The organism is Roseburia sp. OM04-10BH, assembly GCF_003462605.1.
In the GTDB taxonomy this organism is placed as follows: domain Bacteria; phylum Bacillota; class Clostridia; order Lachnospirales; family Lachnospiraceae; genus Roseburia_C; species Roseburia_C amylophila.
This window is the reverse complement of the sequence record NZ_QTZI01000006.1, coordinates 68,137-83,536: the sequence shown is the minus strand read 5'-3', so window position 1 is coordinate 83,536 and position 15,400 is coordinate 68,137. Positions and strand designations below refer to the sequence as shown.

The window sequence follows — 15,400 nt, the reverse complement described above, 5'->3', positions numbered from 1 at the left end:
TACTGTCAAACATTGGAAAGACAGGACGCTATAAGAAAAATAAAAATGTCTGAATTAGAAGCAGCTGTGTTCTGCTTTTAAAAATCGTTGGATAAATCCAGAAAACGAAAACAATACATAAAATCTCTTCCGTATCGAAATTCGTTTAAATACGGATTAACTCGTAGTTACGGGTTCCAAGTCCGATTTTTTCTGCATGCTCTACACAGGATTCCCAGTTGGTATCCGGATGCACCATATGAAAATGGTCTTTCTCATGAACATGCTGCATCTGTTCTTCCAATACACTGCCGTGTACTACCGGCTGCTTATTGCAGGCATCTGCACATGCCATGTCCAGTGCTACCGGATCGAAGGATGCAAACATTCCTACATCCGGGATAATAGGAATATCATTTTCTGGATGGCAGTCGCAGTTCGGTGACACATCACATACCAGCGAAATATGGAAACACGGGCGGTTCTGGCAGACTGCCTTGGAATACTCTGCAATCCGGTAATTCAAAAGATTGGATGCATCCCAGTTGGTTGGATTGACTGCGTCTTTTGGGCATACGCCGATACATCTGCCACAGCCCACACATTTATTTTCATCAATACTTGCCTTGCCATCTGTGATATGTGGTGCATCATGGGCACAGATTCTTACACAGGCTCCACAGCCTACACACAGGCTCTGGTCTACCGCCGGTTTGCCGGAGCAATGCATTTCCATTTTTCCGGCACGGGAACCACAGCCCATTCCAATATTTTTTAAAGCACCGCCAAATCCGGCCCCCTCATGTCCTTTAAAATGTGTCAGGGAAATAAATACATCTGCATCCATCACGGCTCTTCCGATTTTGGCTTCCTTCACATATTCTCCGTCTACCGGAACCAGTGCTTCGTCCGTTCCTTTCAGTCCATCTGCGATAATCACATGGCATCCGGTGGAAAATGGTGTAAATCCGTTTTCATATGCTGTATCCATATGATCCAGTGCATTCTTTCTGCTGCCTACATAAAGGGTATTGCAATCCGTAAGAAATGCTTTTCCTCCACATTCTTTTACAAGATCCACCACTACTTTGGCATAATTCGGACGCAGAAATGCAAGATTTCCTAACTCTCCGAAATGAATCTTAATTGCTGCATATTTATCTTCAAAATCAATATTTTTCATTCCAGCTGTAATACAAAGGCGACGCAGCTTCTGCAACAAATTTTCTGAGCCGCTGGTTTTAAAACTGGTATAATATACTTTGGACGCTTCCATACGTTTTCCTCCTACTTGTTTTTGCTTATTATTTACACACTTTTTATACTTCATATCATAATATAATCCGCCGCTTTTTTCAATAAAACGCAGACTGTTTTGTATCTTTGTGCGTTCCTAAAATTATTTCAGCACTCGTTAAATCTGCATGCAGGTATGAAATTTTTTCTTCTATATTTCACCAGAAAAAAAGCAGCATCCGGTTTCGTGGGATAAAACTTTCGCTTTTCCTCAATCGTGACGCTGCTTCTGTTATTTTTATATTGGCTACATTGCTTTTCTCTGTTCAAAATGTACTTCTGTCATCATTTCCGGATTCAGCACATGCTCTAAATCTGCTTCGCTCATCAGTTTCCGTTCCAGAACGATTTCTCTTACACTCTTGTTCTCCCGGAGTGCTGTCTTTGCAATGTCGGCAGATTTCTTATATCCAAGATACGGGCAAAGTGCTGTGGAAATACCAACACTCTTGTCTACCAGACTGCGGCAGTGTGCCTCATTGGCTGTGATTCCATGTATACAATTCTTTGTCAGTGTCTCAACCGCTTCTTTTAAAGTATCGATGGAATCAAAAAGGCTGTAAAATACCACCGGCTCAAAAGCATTCAGTTCCATCTGTCCTGCCTCTGCCGCCATGGTAATTGCTGTGTCATTTCCAATGACATGGAACGCTACCTGGCTTACCACTTCCGGAATAACCGGATTTACTTTGCCCGGCATAATAGAAGAACCATTCTGTCTTGCCGGAAGGTTAATTTCACCAAACCCGGTTCTTGGTCCGGAGGATAACAGTCTTAAATCATTACACATTTTTGAAAGGTCTACGGCGCATGCTTTCAGTGCACCGGATACCATCACGAATCCATCCAGATTCTCTGTAGCATCAAATAAATCCTCTGCCTGCTTCAGTGGATAACCGGTTATCTTTGCCAGTGTCGGCACCACGTTAGATAAATATGCCGGAGAAACATTGATGGCAGTTCCAATTGCGGTTCCCCCCAGATTTACAGTAAACATTTCACATCTTACTTCTTTCAGCCGCTCATAATCACGTTTTACCATGGTTGCATAGGCATGAAAGGTCTGTCCGAGGCGCATCGGCACTGCATCCTGAAGCTGCGTTCTTCCCATTTTTAAGATTCCATCAAATTCTGCTGCTTTAATCCGAAGCTCCCTCTCCAGTTCATCCAGTTCTGCCAGCAACGGTTTTAACAGTTCCAGCACCGTAAGTTTTCCGGCTGTTGGAATCACATCATTGGTGGACTGGGACATATTCACATGGTCATTCGGATGAATCCGGCTGTAATCACCTTTTCTTCCTCCCATCCATTCATTAGCACGGTTTGCCAGCACCTCGTTCATGTTCATATTGGCACTGGTTCCGGCGCCACCCTGAATAGCATCTACAATAAATTCATCGGCAAAACATCCACGAATCACTTCATCACAGGCTCTTATAATTGCTTCTGCCTTATCTGCCGGAAGAGCCAGCGCATTCCGATTACTCTGTGCCGCTGCCTTCTTTACTTTTGCAAGGTTGCGGATAAATACAGGATGCAGACTCTGTCCTGTAATCGGAAAATTCTGTTTTGCCCGCAACGCCTGTACGCCATAATAAGCCTCCTTTGGCACTTCCATTGTTCCAATTGAATCGGATTCCATACGCATTTCTTCTGTCATGATGTTTCCCTCTCTCTTTCTTATTTTTTTAACCCTACTTAGTAACGCAAATAGCGTCAAGACAGTCTTATCCTGTCCTGACGCCATTGTCACAAGGGTTTGTTTTCAATTTTTATTTTTTGTTTTTTGGTTCTGTCCAAGACTAGCACTCTTTGACCAGAAGGTAAATAGTTTTAAGTCAAAACATGCTTTATATTTGTTTTTAGTGTAGTTTTGATTAATTATTTTAATATTGTTTGTTGTTTTCTTTATTTTCTTAAGTGTCTGTCTTTTCAACAAAATAGAGGTATGATATAATACTTGAAAATAAGCCAACATACTTGTATGTGTAAAATCCAGACAGTGTATACAGCAAAATATTCTCCTGCCTCTGCGCAGATATGTATTCCACGGCAAGGGGCACTAAGGCATTTTGATAGGAATAGAAAAATAACCGGCAACCGGCACAAATTCACATCCATGTTCATCTGTGCCTCGCTGGTGCGTCCATGCACCAGCGTTGCCTATGTTTCTACAAAATGCCAAGTGCCTCTAACCGTGTCATAAATATATCTGCCCGCAGAGTCAGGAGGATATTTTCTGCAGCTGCCTGCCATTTGATATTCACCGGCTACAAAATTTTATATATTACTTTACCTGCTATTTCATTTGTCATTTTTCAGCATTATATTTGCAGATAAATTCATTTTTTACATCAACTGTATTTTTCAGGAAACGAAAGGAGCCTCTATGGAAAAAGAATTAGACAACATTGACAAAAGCATCATCCGAATCTTACAGGAAAATGCCCGCACTCCGGTCAAGGATATTGCAAAGGAAGTCTTTTTATCTTCCCCGGCGGTTTCTGCCCGGATTGAGCGGTTGGAAAAACGAGGGATTTTAACCGGCTATCATGCCACTGTAAATCCCATGCTCTTTGGCTATCACATTAAGGCTTTCATTAATCTTGAGGTGGAACCGGCACAAAAAAAAGAATTCTACCCTTTCATCGATAGAATTCCCAATGTGATTGAATGTAATTGTGTCACCGGTGATTATGCCATGCTGGTGGAAGTCATGTTTCAGACTACCATCCAGCTTGACCACTTCATCAACGAACTGCAGCATTTCGGACGAACCAAAACACTAATTGTATTTTCTACTTCTGTGGAGCACCGCGATGTGCCCGTGAACTGATGAATTTTGCAATTCCTTCCACCCCGATTGTCAGGTAACGGAACAGTGACTCTGCAGCAAAAGCAAATACAATCATCAGAAGAATACTAATCTTAGACATCTGGCTCATGGCAAATAACTGGTTTAAGCAGATGCCGCAGAAAAGCAGCCCGGCGATATTAAAAATTAAAATTCCATATTTAAACTTATTCATCGGATGGCTGATTTTAATCAGAATCATAAATCCTACAACACATAAAAGCATGGTGGATGCAGTTGCCACATCGGAGGCAGGTATAGAAAATACTTCTCCACAGACTACCAGCGAACCAACGATTAATACATCGGTCAGTCCTGCCGGAAATGCTTTTAATAATACTTTCCGTAAAAACCGTCCTTCAATACGGTTGCGGTTTGGCTCCAATGCCAGTAAGAATCCCGGTGCCCCAATGGTAAACATACTGATGAGGGAAATCTGTGCCGGCTCTAACGGATAAGTAATTGTCGATACCACTGCAAAGATTGCCATTAACAGTGAGAATATATTTTTTACCAGAAACAGGCTGGCAGAACGCTGCACATTGTTTACTACCTGCCGTCCTTCTGATACCACATCCGGCATATGGGCAAAATCGGAATCCAAAAGAACTACCTGTGCCGCCTGCGCTGCTGCTTCACTTCCGGACGCCATTGCCACGCTGCAATCCGCATCCTTCATTGCCAGAATATCGTTAACTCCATCGCCAGTCATTGCTACGGTATGTCCCGCATCCTGCAATGCATGTACCAGCTTCTGCTTCTGTTTCGGAGTTACCCGTCCAAATACGGTATAGCGGTCTGCCGCATCATAAATTTTCTCATCGGTATCCAGTGTGCCTGCATCCACATATTTTTCCGCATGCTCGATTCCGGCACATCGTGCCACTTCGGATACGGTCTCCGGGTTATCACCGGAAATTACTTTCACTGCTACACCCTGAGTCTTAAAATAACCAAAGGTCTTCTTCGCATTTTCACGAATTGGATTGGAAAGAATCACATAACCCAGCGGCTCCGGTTTTTCGGTCAGGGTTCCCTTGATATCACTGCCCGAATATTTTGCCAGCAAAAGCACACGATAACCTTTTTTCGTATATTCCCTGATCTCATCTGCAATTTCTTCAAAGGCATTTCCCATGACAAATTCCGGTGCACCCAGAAGATATTTTCCATCCTCAAATACAACACCACTGTATTTTGTCGCAGAAGTAAACGGCATAACCTCCAGTGCTTTCCGCCGGGCAGTCACAAAGTTCTGTGTCTCCGGAGTTTCATCTATATTACCATTTCTATCGATATCTGTATCTTTATCTTTATCTATATCCTTATCTTTGCCCTTCCGCTCCAGATAATCACGAATTGCTTCCATAGTAGCATTATTATCCGGCACTGCTGACGCATAATCCCGAAGCAGAGACTGAAGAAATGTATTTTCCGCATCCTTCGCCGGAACAATTTTTGCCACTTCCATACCGGCTTCCGTTATGGTTCCGGTTTTATCGACACAGAGCACATCAACTCTTGCCAGTGCTTCGATACTCTTCATGTCATGGAGCAGTACATGCCGCTTTGCCAGACGCATGGTTCCAAGTGCCAGGGCAATGGTCGTCAGAAGATATAATCCCTCCGGTATCATTCCGATAATTGCTGCCACCATGGAAACAATGCTCTTCTGGAAAGTCTCTCCATTTACGATATAGCCCTGCCAGAATAAAATGATTCCAATCGGAATAATCACAATACCAATCCATTTTACCAACTGGTTAATAGAGCGAATCATCTCGGACTGTTCTTCATTTCCCATCGCTTTTGCTTCTGCAGTCAGCCTGGAAATGTAAGAATGCTTTCCTACCTTCTCCAGTCTCGCATAACATTCTCCTGATACCACAAAGCTTCCGGACATCAGCCTGCTTCCCAATGTTTTCTCAATTTCATCGGCTTCTCCGGTCAGCAATGATTCATTTACCTGAATCGTACCTTCCAGAACAACGGCGTCTGCACAAATCTGGGTTCCTGCAGTCAGTAAAATGACATCATCCTTCACCAGCTGCTCCGATAAAATTTTCTTCTGCTCTCCATCCCGGATAACAATGGCATGGGGTGCATTCAGAAGGCTCATCTTATCTAAGACTTTCTTCGCCCGCAATTCCTGAATAATTCCAATCAGCGTATTTCCGATGATGATTGGCAGGAAAGTCAGGTTCCGGAAAGAACCGACCACACAAAGCAGAATCGTAATGACTAAGAAAATAAAGTTAAAGTACGTAAATACATTGGACTTTACGATTTCCTTTGCACTCTTCTCCGTGCTGATGTCTGTTTTATTTACAAATCCTTCTATAAAGCGTTCTTCTACTTCTTCCTTTGATAATCCCCGCAGGATACGTTTTTCTTCCGGCATTCTGTTTTCACTCATAAACTGTTTCTTCATCCTTTTCATTCTGTTTGAAATTCATTATATAGCTTTCCCCTATGGTATGGTATAAATATTTTCTTAAATTATTATAAACTATGTAGAAACCTTTTTTAAAACATATCCCCCTTTTTCACTCTACCGGAAAGCAATTTCCTGTAAAAGAAACAAAGAATGTGCCGAGGCACATTCTCGCGCCTGCGGCGGTCGCTTGCGACATCTACCTTATACGCCGCAGTGCGCATCCTCGCGGAGCGTTTTTTACTTTACAGGAAAGTAATTTCCTGTAAAGTAAAAAATACCCTCTCTACCGTTTTCTACGGTAAAGAGGGTACCTTCCTTACATCATTTTTTATCTTTTGTATACACCGTTTTTAATGTTTCACTTCAATTCGCACCAGCGCCTTACGCAATGCAAATTCCGCACGGAGCATATCTGTATCTGCAGCCTTAGCTGCAATACGGGCTTCGGCACGCTCTTTTGCTGCCTCGGCACGCTTCTCATCGATTTCATCCGGCCACTCGGCAATCTCTGCCAGCAGTGTTACCTTATCGCCCAAAATCTCTGCAAAGCCTGCATGAACCGCAGCTTCTTTTACATCTTCGCCATTGGTAATGGTCACAACACCGGGAGCAAGCACCGTTGTCAGCGGAATGTGGTCCGGATAGACACCGATTTCTCCTTCTGTTGTATTGAATTCTATCATGGTTGCTTCCCCGGTATAAAAGATTCGCTCCGGGGTAATGATTTCTACCTCAAATGCTTTCTTCTCGTCTGCCATGGCTTCACCCCTTACTTCATACGGGCACGTACTTCGTCAATACTTCCGGCATTCAGGAAATAGCTCTCCGGTACATCATCATGCTTTCCTTCTAAGATTTCACGGAAGCCGCGGATGGTCTCGGCTACCGGTACATATTTTCCATCAAGACCGGTAAACTGGGTTGCTACGAAGAATGGCTGTGACAAGAAACGCTGTACTTTTCTTGCACGGCTTACTACCAGCTTGTCCTCTTCTGACAGCTCATCCATACCAAGAATTGCAATAATATCCTGTAATTCTTTATATTTCTGAAGAATCTCCTGTACTCCACGGGCTACTTCAAAATGCTCCTGCCCTACAATACGAGGGTCAAGGATTCTGGATGTAGAACCAAGTGGGTCTACTGCCGGATAAATACCAAGCTCTACGATAGAACGATCCAGTACAGTAGTGGCATCCAGATGGGCAAATGTAGTTGCCGGAGCCGGATCAGTAAGGTCATCCGCCGGTACATAGACTGCCTGAACGGATGTAATGGAACCATTCTTGGTAGAAGTGATACGCTCCTGCAATACACCCATCTCAGTCTGTAAGGTCGGCTGGTATCCTACTGCGGAAGGCATACGTCCTAACAGTGCAGACACCTCAGAACCTGCCTGTGTGAAACGGAAAATGTTATCAATGAATAACAGTACATCCTTTCCACCTTTATCACGGAAATACTCCGCCATGGTAAGTCCGGTAAGACCTACACGCATACGTGCTCCAGGCGGCTCGTTCATCTGACCGAATACCATGGTGGTCTTATCAATAACTCCGGATTCCTTCATTTCATAATAAAGGTCATTTCCCTCACGGGTACGCTCACCTACACCGGTAAATACGGAATATCCACCATGCTCGGTTGCGATATTATGAATCAGCTCCTGAATCAATACGGTTTTTCCTACTCCTGCACCACCGAAAAGTCCGATTTTTCCACCCTTCTGGTAAGGGCAGAGAAGGTCAACAACCTTGATTCCTGTCTCTAACATTTCTGTAGAAGTTGCCTGTTCATCAAAGCTTGGGGCTTTCCGGTGAATCGGCATATATTCCACATCCTGTGGTGGAGCCTCATTATCAATTGGCTCGCCTAATACGTTAAACATTCTGCCTAAGGTATGCTCGCCGACCGGCACGGAAATCGGTGCACCGGTTGCCTCTGCATCCATACCACGGATTAAGCCGTCGGTTGGTCCCATGGCAATACAACGTACGACATCATCTCCTAAATGCTGTGATACCTCTACTACCAGAACTTCACCATCTTTTCTGGTAATACGGATTGCTTCGTTGATTGCCGGAAGCTTTCCTTCGGTAAATTTAATATCCAATACAGCACCTATTATCTGAGTGATTTTTCCAATATTTGTTTCTGCCATCTTTTTCTATCACTCCTTATTCTCTATTCTTATGGATATGATTAAGAAATTGCCGATGCTCCGGCTATAATCTCTGTCAGCTCCTGTGTAATGGAACCCTGACGGGCACGGTTGTACTTCAGTGACAGGTCACTGATCATATCCTCTGCATTGCTGGTTGCAGAATCCATTGCCTGCATTCTTGCACCATTTTCACTGGCTACTGCTTCTACCAGTGCTCCATAAAGAAGGCTCGTTACATACTTTGGTATGATTAAATTAAGCGCCTCCTCCTGGTTTGGTTCATAATTCATCAGCACATTATCTTCTTCCTGCTCCGGCATATCTTCGATATCCACCGGAAGAAGCTTGATTAATTTCGGCTCATGTACCACCGTATTCTTAAAATGTGTATAAGCAAGGTAAATTTCGCCAACTTCACCTTTTTCATAGGCTGCCAGCACTTCCCTTGCCAATGCGGACGCCTCATCATAAGCCGGTGTCTCTATCAGCTCCGGAAGTTCCTTTACAATCGAATATCCCTTATGTTCTAAGGACTCTCTTCCCTTATTACCAACTGCATAAATGGAAAGCTTGTCCTTTGGAAGGTCACTCTCTGTAATCAGCTTTACGACATTCGCATTATAGCCTCCTGCCAGTCCACGGTTCGAGGTAATTACAATCACTGCCTTCTGCCCGGAATCTTTCCCGGTAAGGTAAGGATGATTGATGGAACCGCTCTTTGCCAGCATGGAAGTTACGGTCTGATACATATAATTAAAATACGGATTTGCCTGTTCTGCATGTCCCTTCGCTTTCTGCAGTTTTACGGTAGAAACAAGCTTCATGGCCTTTGTAATCTGCTGTGTGCTGGAAATACTGCTTTTGCGCCGCTTTATATCACGCATGGACGCCATAGTCTCTCACCGCCTTTTACCATATTACATGCCTATTTGAAATCTTTCTTACATGCTTCAATTGCTGTAATTAATTTCTGCTCTGTTTCTTCGTCTAACTGTTTTGTTTCACGAATGGATTCGAAAATCTCCGGATACTTGGTATCAATCAGTTCTAACAATGCTTTTTCAAATGCCAGAATCTCATCCACCGGAATATCCAGTAAATATTTCTTGGTTGCAGCATAAATAATTGCTACCTGTTTTTCCACCGGCATCGGCTGATACTGTGGCTGTTTCAACATTTCACGGATTCTTTCGCCCTGTGCTAATTTCTCTTTGGTATCAGCATCCAGCTCAGAACCAAACTGTGCAAATGCTGCCAGCTCACGATACTGTGCCAGCTCTACTCGGATTGGTGCTGCAATCTTCTTGATTGCCTTAATCTGCGCAGCTCCACCAACCCGAGATACGGAAAGTCCTGCATTGATTGCCGGACGGAAACCAGCGTTAAACATATCTGTTTCCAGATAAATCTGACCGTCTGTAATGGAAATTACGTTGGTCGGAATGTATGCGGATACGTCTCCTGCCTGTGTCTCGATAATCGGCAGCGCGGTCAGGGAACCTCCACCCAAAGCATCGGAAAGTCTTGCTGCACGCTCTAATAATCTGGAATGCAGATAGAATACGTCTCCCGGATAAGCCTCACGTCCTGGTGGTCTCTTAAGCAGTAAGGAAAGGGTACGGTATGCAGCGGCATGTTTGCTCAAATCGTCATAAACGATTAATACATCCTCTCCGTTCTCCATCCACTCTTCACCTATTGCACAGCCTGCATACGGTGCAATATACTGTAATGGTGCCAGCTCACTTGCTGTTGATACAACAACTGTGGTATAGCTTAATGCACCGAATTCTTCTAATGTTTTTACCAGGGATGCTACGGTAGATGCTTTCTGACCGATGGCAACGTAAATACATTTTACGCCCTGTCCCTTCTGGTTAATGATGGTATCAATCGCAATTGCTGTTTTACCGGTCTGCTTATCTCCGATGATAAGCTCACGCTGTCCACGTCCAATCGGCACCATGGAATCAATTGCCTTAATACCGGTCTGTAATGGTGTATCTACGGATTTTCTGGAAATAACACCGGATGCCACACGTTCAATCTGGCGGTATTTCTCCGTCTCAATCGGTCCTTTTCCATCAATCGGCTGACCCAGTGCATTTACTACTCGTCCCAGTAATGCATCTCCGACCGGAACCTCTACTACTCGTCCGGTGGTCTTTACGGTATCACCTTCGTTGATGGAACGCTTATCTCCTAACAGAACCGCACCTACATTATCTTCCTCTAAGTTCAGCACCATTCCATATACTTCGCCCGGGAATTCCAAAAGTTCTCCCTGCATTGCATTTTCAAGGCCGTGAATTCGTGCAATTCCATCTGCCACCTGAATGACAGTTCCTACGTCTGCCACTTCCAGCTGGGATGCATACCGCTCGATCTGCTCTTTGATAACGGAACTGATTTCTTCTGGTTTCAATTTCATGAAGCGGTTTCACCTACTTTCAACTGTATTTTGGATAATTCACTGGTTAGCTTCTGCAGCCTGGTTTTGATACTGCTGTCCACTACCCTGTCTTTTATGCGGATGACCATGCCTCCTATGAGTGATGCATCCACCTCATAATTCATTTCAATTTCTACATAATGTGTGGTTTCTAATAGTTTCTTTACGATTTCATCTTTCTGCTGCATTGACAGCTCCACCGCAGAAATAACATATGCCGTTCCGATATTTTTATATTCTTTTACGGAATCCACAAAGCATGTAAACACACTTTCCATGTCCTTAAAGTGGTCTTTTTCTATCAGCTGGCACATCAATCCCACGATTTCGTCCGCGGTCTTTCCCTTGAATATGTTTTCAATTATCTGAATCTTCTCTTCTTTTACAATCTGCGGATGATTCATCAATTTTGCCAGTTCCTCATTCTCATGGAGAATCTCAAGAAGTGCTTTCGCATCTTCTAACCAGGCATCTTCACATCCCTTTTCCACGGCGAGTTCAAACAATGCATCTGCGTATGTTTTGGAAACTAATTTTGCCATGTTGTATCACCCATCTCTTTCAAGGTTTCTTCCACGAGGGCATCCTGTATTGTTGTATCAATGGATGCGGCTACCACTTTGCCTGCCATCATAGATGCAATTTCTATCATTTCCTGTTTCATCTCATCCATCACGCGTTTTTTCTCCAGTTCTGCCTCTTCATTGGCACGCCGGATAATCCGCGCAGCCTCTTCCTTTGCCTCGCCAATGATGCGGTTCTCATTGCGCAGGGCTTTGGTTCTGGCTTCACTTAAGATAACCTCCGCCTCTTTATCGACGTTCTTAAGCTTCTCTTCATACTGCTGTCTTAATTCTGCTGCTTCTGCCTGGTCGCTTGCCGCAGATTCCAGTTCCGTCTTTATCTTCTCCTGACGTCCCTTTAACATCTTACGAACCGGCTCGAAAAGGTTATAAGACATTACGGTAAACAATACGAAAACGGATATCGCCATAAGGATGGTATCATGCAATAACTGAAAATCAAGATTAAATAATCTGGTCATTTTCTTCCTGCTGTGCCTCCTTTCTTTTCGTAATCATTCCTTCGCCCTTTATACCAGTGGTTTTACGAAAAGCAGAAGCATTGCAATCAACAGACCATAAAGACCGGTAGTCTCTGCTACTGCCTGTCCAAGAAGCATGGTTGACATAATATCTCCTTTTGCTCCCGGGTTACGGCCTACAGCTGCTGCTGCGTGTCCTGCTGCAATACCCTGTCCAATACCAGGTCCGATACCTGCGATAACTGCAAGTCCTGCACCAATTGCTGAGCATGCTAAAATTAAATCCTGTCCTGTAATGTTCATAATTATAAATCCTCCTTATACTGTTCTATTCTGTTTCCATCTGCTGGTTCACATATGTCATAGTCAACATACAGAATACATACGTCTGAATTGCTCCTGAGAACAAATCAAAGTACACATGAAGCGCTGCCGGCCAGACAATTGCAATCTTGGACAACAGTCCATAGACCAATGCCATCATTACGGTTCCTGATAATACGTTTGCAAACAAACGAAGTGACAGGGAAATCGGCACGGCAATCTCGCTGATGATATTGATTGGCAGCCACAGTGGCAGCCATGGTGGTAACGGCGAACACATATCTTCCCAGATTTTCTTTGGTTTCTGGTACTTTATCTGACAGATATGGATAAGCGAAAAGGTGATAAGTCCCAACGCCAGTGTCGTTCCATAATCTGCGGTAGGCGGTCTTAGCCCGAATAATCCAGATATATTACTCATGAGAATAAAGATAAAAATGGTGCTGATGTAATTCACCAGCTTCGGTGCATTTTTCCCCATGACACCGTCAACCACGCCATCTAATTTTTCCACCATAAGTTCTACTACATTCTGGAATCCGCCCGGTACCTCCGTTGCCGCTTTCATCTTATGCTTTACAATAAACGAAAAGGCAATCAGTATCAGCATGATTATCAGAATACATACATGAGAAGTCGTAATCCATACCTCATGTCCGAAAATCTTATAGGAAAACAGTCCATGAATCATAAAATCTATATCCTGGGCACCCGCTGCTAAAATTCCGTTATCCACGCTTTCACCTCCTTATATTATATTTTTCTTCACCCTAAGAAGATTCATCACCTCTCCCTAAAAGTTTTAAAATTACTTTATGTGTAAAGGGTTGAACGTAAGCTCCAACCTTCAATCCCATTACTCCCACAAATGCTACCATCACATTGCCTATTTCAAAGTATGCCGTAACAAAAAAGACTGCTACAACTACGAGATACCGCAGCACATACTGCAATGCGATCCGTCTTGTCCTTCCGGATTCTGCCATATCCATACTGTCCCGCAGAACCACTGCCATATGGACTGCCATTCCGATTGCGGTTGCTGCTCCAATCAGAAGGCCGATGGAATATCCCAATTTGTCCTTTACAAACCAGATACCGGTAAATTCCACCACAATTTCGTATATAAGGATTCCCAGAATCAATTCCGGTAATGCATCATTTATCCTTTTTAACATCTGATTTAACCTTTCCCGTGTCTTTTTTCTGCCAAAGCCTCTGTGCCATCCGGTAGCAATTTTGGAATCCCGCTGCCGCACCAAGGAAAAAGAGCAGAATCACCAGCCAAGGATGCCCGTATCTTCGGTAAATAAAAACCCCGAGTCCAATACACAAAAAAATAGGAACTATCATGTTGATACCGAACTGCATGATTAAAATCAAGGAATCATACACTTTATTTCTGTTCTTCATGAATAGCTCCTTCCCTTACATTTTCGTGAAACACTCTGCAAATACTAAGCTTTTATTTTAGAAACTTTTTTGATATAGAAAGGACTTTTCTTCTGCCCTGAAATACCGCAGTTCTAAGATATATGTTTTGCTTTCTGATATTAAAACAGTCTTTCCAATGTTTGACAGTCTGCACCGGTTGTCCGCCTGCATACAGATACATAAACAAGCCTGTTAGGAGGTCTTGGCATTCTGTTATGCAACCGGCAATGCAGGCACATAAATGTGCCTGCAAGGCGCAGTTGAATATGGATATGAATTTGCGCCGGTTGCCGGAATCATAAACTTATTTGTCAGAATGCCTAGACCTCCTTACGGGTTTGTGGAAGTATCTGTAGCAGACGGACAACCGGGCAGCCGGTCAAAGCAGCGGAAAGACAGTTCACAATCAAGCAAAACACATATCTAAGAACCGCTGGCATTTCAACGCATATCAGACAAATGCCCTTTCTAATCAAAAAGTTTCAAAACAAATCGCTTTCCATTTGCACTCGCTTATGCTCATTATATTGTGAGCAGATACAGCTCACAATCAACATTCGCCGTTCGTCAAACGTGTCAGCACGATGACTCGCTTACGCTCATTATATCATTTTTGAGGAAATTGTCTATAAATATTTTATGAAAAATGTCTATAAATCAGCTTTATCATTTTACAATTTTACATAATTTTAACAAATATTACCAGTGGGTTTTTCCTGCACCTTCGTCATTTGTTCAATTGGTTGTAAACCTCTGCCATTGTTCGTTATTTCTCCAGTCGTTACAGGGTAATATTTATTTCCCGGTTGGTATGGGTGTACTGATAGTAGCGCACGCCTGCCGCATCTAACATCCGTTTGGAAGCAATAACTGCCGGAGTATTCTGGTATTTGTCGCTGTCATATACGATGGTCTTGATTCCAGCCTGAATGATTGCCTTGGCACATTCATTACACGGAAACAGTGACACATACATTTTAGCACCTTCTAATGAACCGCCACGGTAATTTAAAATTGCATTTAATTCGCTGTGGGTAGTATAGAAATATTTATTTTCCAGGGGTGCTCCTTCTCTCACCCACGGAAATTCATCATCGGAGCAGCCCTTCGGCAGTCCGTTGTATCCCATGGAAAGGATCTTGTTATCCTCACTGACAATGCAGGCTCCCACCTGTGTATTCGGGTCCTTGGAGCGCATTCCGGATAACATTGCCACGCCCATAAAATATTCATCCCAACTAATATAGTCTTCCCGTTTCTGGCTCATTTTATTTCCTCCTTGCTGCGGTTTTTTACATTTTCTTTTATTTCACTTTTCATTATTTCTGCTTCGCATTTTATTATCATTACGCTGCTATTTTTCTGTTGCTATTTTACCATATTTTTTTATGGTTTTATACGGTTTCTGTGAGATT

General features: G+C 43.2%; 16 protein-coding genes. 2 read left to right on the top strand and 14 right to left on the bottom strand.

Going from position 1 to position 15,400, the window contains the following annotated elements; genetic code table 11:
* Positions 1 to 145: 145 nt before the first annotated feature.
* Entirely contained in the window at positions 146 to 1,255 is a 1,110-nt protein-coding gene (locus tag DXB43_RS07910; RefSeq protein WP_117947286.1) for a DUF362 domain-containing protein, read from the bottom strand.
* Positions 1,256 to 1,522: 267 nt separating this feature from the next.
* A complete protein-coding gene (locus DXB43_RS07905; RefSeq protein WP_117947285.1) occupies positions 1,523 to 2,935 on the bottom strand; it encodes an aspartate ammonia-lyase in 1,413 nt (470 codons plus the stop codon).
* A 729-nt stretch (positions 2,936 to 3,664) separates the two neighbouring features.
* On the opposite strand from DXB43_RS07905, the gene DXB43_RS07900 reads away from it, so the two are divergent.
* Positions 3,665 to 4,111 carry an Lrp/AsnC family transcriptional regulator gene (locus DXB43_RS07900; protein ID WP_022242847.1) on the top strand — a complete coding sequence of 149 codons (447 nt, stop codon included), beginning with the start codon at positions 3,665 to 3,667 and terminating at the stop codon, positions 4,109 to 4,111.
* Here the strand turns inward: DXB43_RS07900 and DXB43_RS07895 are convergent.
* From DXB43_RS07895 to DXB43_RS07845, 11 genes are all read right to left on the bottom strand, one after another.
* Positions 4,074 to 6,545: a cation-translocating P-type ATPase gene (locus DXB43_RS07895; protein ID WP_243006659.1), complete on the bottom strand. Its 2,472-nt coding sequence runs from the start codon at positions 6,543 to 6,545 to the stop codon at positions 4,074 to 4,076. The two genes, DXB43_RS07900 and DXB43_RS07895, sit on opposite strands and share 38 nt — an antisense overlap.
* A 371-nt stretch (positions 6,546 to 6,916) precedes the next feature.
* The gene (gene atpC, locus DXB43_RS07890; RefSeq protein WP_022242845.1) at positions 6,917 to 7,324 is read right to left on the bottom strand and encodes an ATP synthase F1 subunit epsilon; all 408 of its coding nucleotides are present in this window, start codon (positions 7,322 to 7,324) and stop codon (positions 6,917 to 6,919) included.
* Positions 7,325 to 7,335: 11 nt separating this feature from the next.
* Positions 7,336 to 8,727, bottom strand: coding sequence for a F0F1 ATP synthase subunit beta (gene atpD, locus DXB43_RS07885; RefSeq protein WP_117947284.1), 1,392 nt, complete (start codon positions 8,725 to 8,727; stop codon positions 7,336 to 7,338).
* A 41-nt stretch (positions 8,728 to 8,768) separates the two neighbouring features.
* Positions 8,769 to 9,623, bottom strand: a complete 855-nt coding sequence (gene atpG, locus DXB43_RS07880; protein WP_117947283.1) for an ATP synthase F1 subunit gamma — start codon at positions 9,621 to 9,623, stop codon at positions 8,769 to 8,771.
* 32 nt (positions 9,624 to 9,655) lie between these two features.
* On the bottom strand, positions 9,656 to 11,161 hold the full coding sequence (gene atpA, locus DXB43_RS07875; protein WP_022242842.1) for a F0F1 ATP synthase subunit alpha: 1,506 nt from the start codon (positions 11,159 to 11,161) through the stop codon (positions 9,656 to 9,658).
* Positions 11,158 to 11,724: an ATP synthase F1 subunit delta gene (gene atpH / locus DXB43_RS07870; protein WP_117841864.1), complete on the bottom strand. Its 567-nt coding sequence runs from the start codon at positions 11,722 to 11,724 to the stop codon at positions 11,158 to 11,160. Before atpH ends, atpA begins: the two co-directional genes overlap by 4 nt.
* Positions 11,712 to 12,227, bottom strand: coding sequence for a F0F1 ATP synthase subunit B (gene atpF, locus DXB43_RS07865; protein ID WP_117698877.1), 516 nt, complete (start codon positions 12,225 to 12,227; stop codon positions 11,712 to 11,714). The genes atpH and atpF overlap by 13 nt, the downstream gene beginning before the upstream one ends.
* Before the next feature lie 48 nt (positions 12,228 to 12,275).
* Positions 12,276 to 12,530, bottom strand: coding sequence for an ATP synthase F0 subunit C (gene atpE, locus DXB43_RS07860; RefSeq protein ID WP_007890533.1), 255 nt, complete (start codon positions 12,528 to 12,530; stop codon positions 12,276 to 12,278).
* Between the two features lie 25 nt (positions 12,531 to 12,555).
* Entirely contained in the window at positions 12,556 to 13,242 is a 687-nt protein-coding gene (gene atpB / locus DXB43_RS07855; protein WP_117698891.1) for a F0F1 ATP synthase subunit A, read from the bottom strand.
* Positions 13,243 to 13,321: 79 nt separating this feature from the next.
* Complete coding sequence (locus tag DXB43_RS07850; RefSeq protein WP_117698876.1) at positions 13,322 to 13,729, bottom strand: hypothetical protein; 408 nt, start codon at positions 13,727 to 13,729, stop codon at positions 13,322 to 13,324.
* A complete protein-coding gene (locus DXB43_RS07845) occupies positions 13,710 to 13,964 on the bottom strand; it encodes an AtpZ/AtpI family protein (protein ID WP_117947282.1) in 255 nt (84 codons plus the stop codon). The genes DXB43_RS07850 and DXB43_RS07845 overlap by 20 nt, the downstream gene beginning before the upstream one ends.
* Positions 13,965 to 14,226: 262 nt before the next feature.
* Here DXB43_RS07845 and DXB43_RS07840 point away from each other — a divergent pair, with 262 nt between their 5' ends.
* Positions 14,227 to 14,412 (top strand): hypothetical protein, encoded by a 186-nt coding sequence (locus tag DXB43_RS07840; RefSeq protein WP_117947281.1) that lies wholly within the window; start codon positions 14,227 to 14,229, stop codon positions 14,410 to 14,412.
* A gap of 354 nt (positions 14,413 to 14,766) precedes the next feature.
* Here the strand turns inward: DXB43_RS07840 and DXB43_RS07835 are convergent, their stop codons facing one another.
* Positions 14,767 to 15,252, bottom strand: a complete 486-nt coding sequence (locus DXB43_RS07835) for a deoxycytidylate deaminase (RefSeq protein WP_022242836.1) — start codon at positions 15,250 to 15,252, stop codon at positions 14,767 to 14,769.
* Positions 15,253 to 15,400: the final 148 nt, after the last annotated feature.

Bases quoted from the DNA above. Each gene is read 5' to 3' on its own strand.
- DXB43_RS07910 (WP_117947286.1), bottom strand. From the start codon at position 1,255: ATGGAAGCGTCCAAAGTATATTATACCAGTTTTAAAACCAGCGGCTCA.
- DXB43_RS07905 (WP_117947285.1), bottom strand. From the start codon at position 2,935: ATGACAGAAGAAATGCGTATGGAATCCGATTCAATTGGAACAATGGAA.
- DXB43_RS07900 (WP_022242847.1), top strand. From the start codon at position 3,665: ATGGAAAAAGAATTAGACAACATTGACAAAAGCATCATCCGAATCTTA.
- DXB43_RS07895 (WP_243006659.1), bottom strand. From the start codon at position 6,545: ATGAGTGAAAACAGAATGCCGGAAGAAAAACGTATCCTGCGGGGATTA.
- atpC (WP_022242845.1), bottom strand. From the start codon at position 7,324: ATGGCAGACGAGAAGAAAGCATTTGAGGTAGAAATCATTACCCCGGAG.
- atpD (WP_117947284.1), bottom strand. From the start codon at position 8,727: ATGGCAGAAACAAATATTGGAAAAATCACTCAGATAATAGGTGCTGTA.
- atpG (WP_117947283.1), bottom strand. From the start codon at position 9,623: ATGGCGTCCATGCGTGATATAAAGCGGCGCAAAAGCAGTATTTCCAGC.
- atpA (WP_022242842.1), bottom strand. From the start codon at position 11,161: ATGAAATTGAAACCAGAAGAAATCAGTTCCGTTATCAAAGAGCAGATC.
- atpH (WP_117841864.1), bottom strand. From the start codon at position 11,724: ATGGCAAAATTAGTTTCCAAAACATACGCAGATGCATTGTTTGAACTC.
- atpF (WP_117698877.1), bottom strand. From the start codon at position 12,227: ATGACCAGATTATTTAATCTTGATTTTCAGTTATTGCATGATACCATC.
- atpE (WP_007890533.1), bottom strand. From the start codon at position 12,530: ATGAACATTACAGGACAGGATTTAATTTTAGCATGCTCAGCAATTGGT.
- atpB (WP_117698891.1), bottom strand. From the start codon at position 13,242: ATGATTCATGGACTGTTTTCCTATAAGATTTTCGGACATGAGGTATGG.
- DXB43_RS07850 (WP_117698876.1), bottom strand. From the start codon at position 13,729: ATGTTAAAAAGGATAAATGATGCATTACCGGAATTGATTCTGGGAATC.
- DXB43_RS07845 (WP_117947282.1), bottom strand. From the start codon at position 13,964: ATGAAGAACAGAAATAAAGTGTATGATTCCTTGATTTTAATCATGCAG.
- DXB43_RS07840 (WP_117947281.1), top strand. From the start codon at position 14,227: ATGTGCCTGCAAGGCGCAGTTGAATATGGATATGAATTTGCGCCGGTT.
- DXB43_RS07835 (WP_022242836.1), bottom strand. From the start codon at position 15,252: ATGAGCCAGAAACGGGAAGACTATATTAGTTGGGATGAATATTTTATG.